Origin of the sequence: Erwinia sp. V71, assembly GCF_965644245.1 — a bacterium.
GTDB lineage: Bacteria > Pseudomonadota > Gammaproteobacteria > Enterobacterales > Enterobacteriaceae > Erwinia.
The window spans coordinates 1-5,525 of sequence record NZ_CBFFRK010000184.1; the positions used below are offsets into that span (position 1 = coordinate 1).

At 52.0% G+C, this 5,525-nt stretch carries 7 protein-coding genes; 3 read left to right on the forward strand and 4 right to left on the reverse strand.

The annotated features are described in order from the left end of the window. Both ACSZO1_RS21515 and ACSZO1_RS21520 read right to left on the reverse strand, forming a co-directional pair. On the reverse strand, window positions 1-183 hold a 183-nt coding region (locus tag ACSZO1_RS21515; RefSeq protein ID WP_437616297.1), incomplete at its 3' end, for a VOC family protein. Window positions 184-279: 96 nt separating this feature from the next. After that, the gene (locus ACSZO1_RS21520; protein ID WP_437616299.1) at window positions 280-1,230 is read right to left on the reverse strand and encodes an alpha/beta hydrolase family protein; all 951 of its coding nucleotides are present in this window, start codon (window positions 1,228-1,230) and stop codon (window positions 280-282) included. A gap of 1,023 nt (window positions 1,231-2,253) precedes the next feature. Here ACSZO1_RS21520 and ACSZO1_RS21525 point away from each other — a divergent pair. From ACSZO1_RS21525 to ACSZO1_RS21535, 3 genes are read left to right on the forward strand one after another with little or no spacing between them, the layout of a single operon-like run. Beyond that, on the forward strand, window positions 2,254-2,577 hold the full coding sequence (locus tag ACSZO1_RS21525) for a MobC family plasmid mobilization relaxosome protein (protein ID WP_437616309.1): 324 nt from the start codon (window positions 2,254-2,256) through the stop codon (window positions 2,575-2,577). Next, complete coding sequence (gene mbeA, locus ACSZO1_RS21530) at window positions 2,567-4,069, forward strand: plasmid mobilization relaxase MbeA (RefSeq protein ID WP_437616301.1); 1,503 nt, start codon at window positions 2,567-2,569, stop codon at window positions 4,067-4,069. The genes ACSZO1_RS21525 and mbeA overlap by 11 nt, the downstream gene beginning before the upstream one ends. Window positions 4,070-4,108: 39 nt before the next feature. Beyond that, window positions 4,109-4,555, forward strand: a complete 447-nt coding sequence (locus tag ACSZO1_RS21535) for a regulatory protein RecX (RefSeq protein ID WP_437616303.1) — start codon at window positions 4,109-4,111, stop codon at window positions 4,553-4,555. Window positions 4,556-4,579: 24 nt separating this feature from the next. Here the strand turns inward: ACSZO1_RS21535 and ACSZO1_RS21540 are convergent, their stop codons facing one another. Further along, on the reverse strand, window positions 4,580-4,978 hold the full coding sequence (locus ACSZO1_RS21540; RefSeq protein WP_437616305.1) for a hypothetical protein: 399 nt from the start codon (window positions 4,976-4,978) through the stop codon (window positions 4,580-4,582). Between the two features lie 240 nt (window positions 4,979-5,218). Then, window positions 5,219-5,525, reverse strand: a 307-nt coding sequence (locus ACSZO1_RS21545) for a VOC family protein (RefSeq protein WP_437616307.1), incomplete at its 5' end; no start/stop codon positions are given.

Genomic DNA, 5,525 nt, shown 5'->3' on the forward strand with positions numbered 1-5,525 from the left:
ATGATACTGCTCAAGCATTAGTTGCGCTTCGCCAAGGTTGATATAGGCAAACTCCGGCTCTGTGCGCCTGATCATGACGCTGAAGCCAAGCACATCGGTATAGAAGCTCAGGGAAGCGGGAAGATCGGTGACGGTCAGCTCGGGAACCATGCGGTTCCAGTAGGGTTCGTTCGTGTCAGTCATTTTTTTCATCCTTGTTTGACTGACGCAGCATACACCAGATGGCTTGTGCGGGGTTCATGGCCGAGATGTTATGGTAAATAACATCCTGATATTATTTTAAAGGGATTTTCTATAAAAACCCAATACGCTAGAATTCATCATTTTATGGAAGTTATAACGATTAAAACCATTAATGTCAGTGCATATATCAGGCACAGTTTTACTCATTTCAATAGAGCAAGGTGCTAGAAAGGAGAAGTGCGTAGCGCCTGCTACTAGATGAAATTCATTATTTATGTGTAGTATGTTTCTTAACGCTTTCCCTTCATCAGGAAGAATCCCGTCACCACCAAATTCTGAAATCCAAAGTTGAATTGGGGAGTTTATATTTTTTACACTTTCATGTGTTGTGAAAATGTTGACAGGGTCAGCAATAACAAAAGCTTTTATGCGAGAGTCATTTTTAAGAATATAAGATGAGTAATGTTTTTCAAAAGGAATGTTCGCATGGTCGTAAGGTGTGTTTGCACCAAGGAAATCAGGCTTGCCGCCTGCTAAAACAAGTCCTGTATAGCCACCTCGAGAGAAACCAAAAAAACCAATACGATGCGGGTCTATGCTTTTTTTGTCTGTCCAATTATTAAGCATATAGTCAATCAAGTGGCTTATATCTTGTGGTCTATTGATGAAGTCAGATGTTTTCGTACCATGATTTATGGCTGAGTAATTATCTCCGGGATGATTTATGGCCGCCACAACAAAACCTGAGTCTGCCAGATATTCAGCGAGATCGTGATGACTAAGGTTTGACCCACCATATCCGTGTGAAAAAACTATTAATGGTAAATTACTTCCTTGCATGGGGCATTTAAGTTTTCCATGTAGAGTAATTGGGCCTATCTGTATTTTATTTGATTGGCTTAAGCATGGCGTCCAAATTATAGCTTTAATGGCTTTGTCACTACTTTTTGCTGGGATATCGACGGGGGTCACACCAGCTGCTAGGGATAGAACAGGAAGTAGTAAAGAAGTTACAGCTAGTATTTTTTTTAGGTGAACTATAGCCATGTTAGTGACTCAGCGTGTTTTCTAAAGGAGTTTCATACCAGGATAAAGGATCTTCTTGAGATCCTTCGATAAGAATCGTAATCTCATGCCCTGTAAACAAAAAAACCACCGCTACCAACGGTGGTTAGTTTGCCGGAATTCAGAGCTACCAACTCTTTATTCCGAAGGTAACTGGGTATACGAGACCGCAGAAACCAAAACTGTTCTTCCAGTGTAGCCTCACTTAGGCCCATACTTCAAGACCTCTTAATCTCTCTCTCGTATACCTCCAGTTACCAATGGCTACCGCCACTGGCGATTTTTCGTGTCTTTCCGGGTTGGACTCAAGTTGATAGTTACCGGAACGGGCGTGGTAGTCGGACTGAACGGGGGGTTCGTGCATACAGTCCAGCTTGGAGCGAACTGCCTACCCGGAACTGAGTGTCAGGCGTGGAATGAGAAACCGCGGCCATAACAGCGGAGTGACACCGGTAAACCGAAAGGCAGGAACAGGAGAGCGCACGAGGGAGCTACCAGGGGGAAACGCCTGGGATCTTTATAGTCCTGTCGGGTTTCGCCGCCACTGATTTGAGCATCCGATTTCGTGATGCTTGTCAGGGGGGCGGAGCCTATGGAAAAACGGCAACGCCGCATCCTTTTTCCCGTCCTTCCTGATTTGAGCGCCATCTCTTTATCCCGCCATTCGTGAGCCGGTAACGCCCGCCGCAGTCTCACGGCCGGAGCGTAGCGACCGAGTGACCGAGGAGGCGTCATTTCATCGATACTCGTATTTTGCACTTACGCCCTGCAGTCGCATTTCCCCTTGTTACATGAAGCACTTCCGTGAATTCCCACTTCGATTTAGCATATTAAGCCAGTATACACTCCGCTAGCGCTACGTGACTGGTTCAGGGCTGCGCCCCGAAACCCGCTAAAATCCACTGACGCGACTGCGGCTTGTCCAACACCGCGCCTGACCGGGAAAAGATTTCCCGCCCGTCCCGGCGTTATCAGGAGGCCGGATTGGCAGACAAACGCAGCAAAATGCTCACGATGTGGGTGACCGAAGATGAGCACCGGCGTCTGCTGGAGCGCTGCGACGGCAAACAGCTCGCAGCCTGGATGCGCCAGACGTGCCTGGACGAGAAGCCCGCTCGAGCCGGCAAACTTCCCTCGATCTCGCCGGCGCTGCTTCGTCAGCTTGCCGGCATTGGGAACAACCTTAACCAGATTGCCCGGCAGGTTAACGGCGGTGGCGGTAGCGGGCATGACCGCGTGCAGGTCGTCGCAGCGCTGATGGCCATCGATGCCGGACTCGAGCGTCTACGGCATGCCGTGCTGGAAAAGGGGGCGGACGATGATCGTTAAGTTTCATCCGCGAGGGCGCGGCGGTGGCGCCGGTCCGGTGGATTATCTGCTGGGCAAAGACCGCCAGCGCGAAGTAGCCAGCGTTCTGCAGGGGAAGCCGGAGGAAGTCCGGGAGCTTATCGACGCCTCGCCCTACGCCAAAAAATACACCTCCGGCGTCCTGTCCTTTGCCGAACAGGACTTACCGCCCGGCCAGCGTGAAAAGCTGATGGCGAGCTTCGAGCGGGTTCTGATGCCCGGACTCGATAAAGACCAGTACAGCGTGCTGTGGGTTGAGCACCAGGACAAGGGGCGGCTGGAGCTGAACTTCCTGATCCCGAACACGGAGCTGCTGACCGGAAGACGTCTCCAGCCGTATTACGACCGCGCCGACCGTCCGCGCATTGATGCCTGGCAGACCATCGTGAACGGCAGGCTGGGGCTGCACGACCCGAACGCGCCGGAAAACCGGCGGGCGCTGGTCACGCCGTCCGCGCTGCCGGAAGCGAAGCAGGAAGCCGCTCAGGCGATTACACGGGGTTTACTCGCCCTAGCCTCGTCCGGGGAGCTGAAAACCCGTCAGGACGTCACTGAGGCGCTGGAAAGCGCAGGTTTTGAGGTGGTGCGCACCACAAAAAACAGTATCAGCATTGCCGACCCGGACGGGGGGCGAAACATCCGACTGAAGGGAGCCATCTATGAACAGTCTTTTAACGCTGGCGAAGGACTTAGAGCAGAAATCGAAAGCGCAGCAGCAGACTACCGGCGAGATGCTGAAAGCCGCCTTCAGCGAGCACGAGAAGTCTGTCAGAGCGGAACTGAGCGAAAGCGAGAAGAGAATCAGCGCCGCCATCCTCGACCACGACCGGAAGCTGTCCTCAGCCATGAGCCAGCGCACGAAAGGGATGCTGCGCATGGTCAGCCAGACGTGGCTGACCATCGTCCTGGTCTCTGCGCTGTCGATAGCCCTCAGCTCGGGCATTCTGTGGTGGCAGGGACAGCAGATACTCGACAACTTCAAGACCATCCGGGAGCAGAAGAACACGCAGGCCATGCTGTCAGAGAGGAACAGCGGCGTGCAGCTCACGACATGCGGAGAGCAGAGACGCCGCTGCGTGAGGGTGAACCCGGAAGCGGGACGATTCGGAGAGGATTCGAGCTGGATGATACTGGCGGGGAAATAGCACATGACAGAGCTGGAAAAACAGTTGCTGAGCGCATTAGAGCAGCTACAGCAGGACTACTCGAAAAGACTGGACGAGTGGGAGAACGCCTTCGAGGAATGGCGGACGATGTCTGGTCTTATGCAACGGGAGAACGCGGCGCTGAGCGAGCGCGTCACGGGCTTGAGCAGGCAGGTGCAGAGTTTGAGCGAGCAGCTTCGCCGGTTGTCGTGAGGCTGAACGCTATTGAAGCACACAGGGAGCACGAGCGTGCGGCGCAGCACCAGAAAGTGCTGGAGCGGGAACGGTTGCAGCGTCAGAAAACTTACAATGGCCCGTCTCTGGGTTAAACGTCGTTATATGGCTGAACAGAAAACGAAGGAGCTTCAATGAAGCCGGATGAACTTTACGAACACGCAGTCTCTCTTCTTGCCCGTAAGGACTACAGCAACGGCGAAATGCGCAGGGCTTTACACTATATGACAGATGACGGGATGACAGTGGAAACTGTCATTGTCCGTCTTCGTGACAGCGACTATCTGAACGATCAGCGTATTGCTGAAAATATGGTGTCCCGTTTTTTGCGAAAACAGTATGGTCCGACCCGTATCAGGCAGGAGCTTAGACAGAAAGGTATCGATCAGGAGGTGACTGAAAAGACAATTAAAGACTGTGATGTGGACTGGTTTCAGATGGCATCAGACTGCCGGATTAAAAAATTTGGGGACGATTATCCTTCCGATGCCAGAGAAAAAGGGCGTCAGATGCGGTTCCTGCAAAGTCGCGGGTTTTCGATGGATATGATCATGGAAGCAATCACACCACAGGAAGACTGACGCTTACGCTTCATTTCTTTATTTTCAGTGTGTCAGCTTGTTAAGCGTGACAGGAATATCAACGATAAGTGACGTTTCCTGCCTTGCTTCCTCGCCGATTGTCTGTCGTTTTATTAAGGTCAGAAAATGCGGCGATACCGTCCATCGCCCACCTGTCTCGGAATGCACTGATACTGTTTTTTTGTTGAGACGGATGATGATTCCTGTGACTTCTTTCTGGTCATTACCGGTGAAGCGTACCACGTCACCAAGCCGGAATTGCGTCATATTCTGCTGTGCACGTTGTTGTTGCAGGGTCCGGAGACGTTCGACAATACACTGATTCAGTGCGCGTAGTTCGCTTTCGCTCAGGGTGCTGACGAGTTCCTGGATATTACGCGGTTTTTGATTTGGTCTGCCGCCATTTTTTGGATTACGGGACATGAAGTTTTAGCCATCTGGTGACAAATAATGCCCGAAATTTTACCACAGTCACTGCCATGCATAACCATGCACGCGCGCAAAACTCACCGGCGCGATTCCGGGGCGTTTTAGTGGGGGGAGAGGTATCTTTTCACTGCTCAGGGTGTAAAACACCGCTGAGGGCCTCTCAGGGGGTGCGGACAAGGGATGTTATGGTAAATGCGAGTGGCCCGCAGGGTCTCGTGAGAAAGAGCAGAAGCTCTACTCAATGTACTGGCTGAAACGCAGAAGGTATCCATCCGGATCCTGCACGAGAAATTCTCTCTGGCAGGCGGTTGTTGCGCCGGTATTGTAATGGTTATCGCTGAGACCCCGATACAGCGTTACGTTATGCGCATTTACACGGGCGAATATCAGTTCAATATCGTCCACGTCTATCTGGAAATTTACGCCGCGTCCCAGCGGTCTGGTGAGTTCTGCCGTATTCCACCCTCCTGGATGATACTGCTCAAGCATTAGTTGCGCTTCGCCAAGGTTGATATAGGCAAACTCCGGCTCTGTGCGCCTG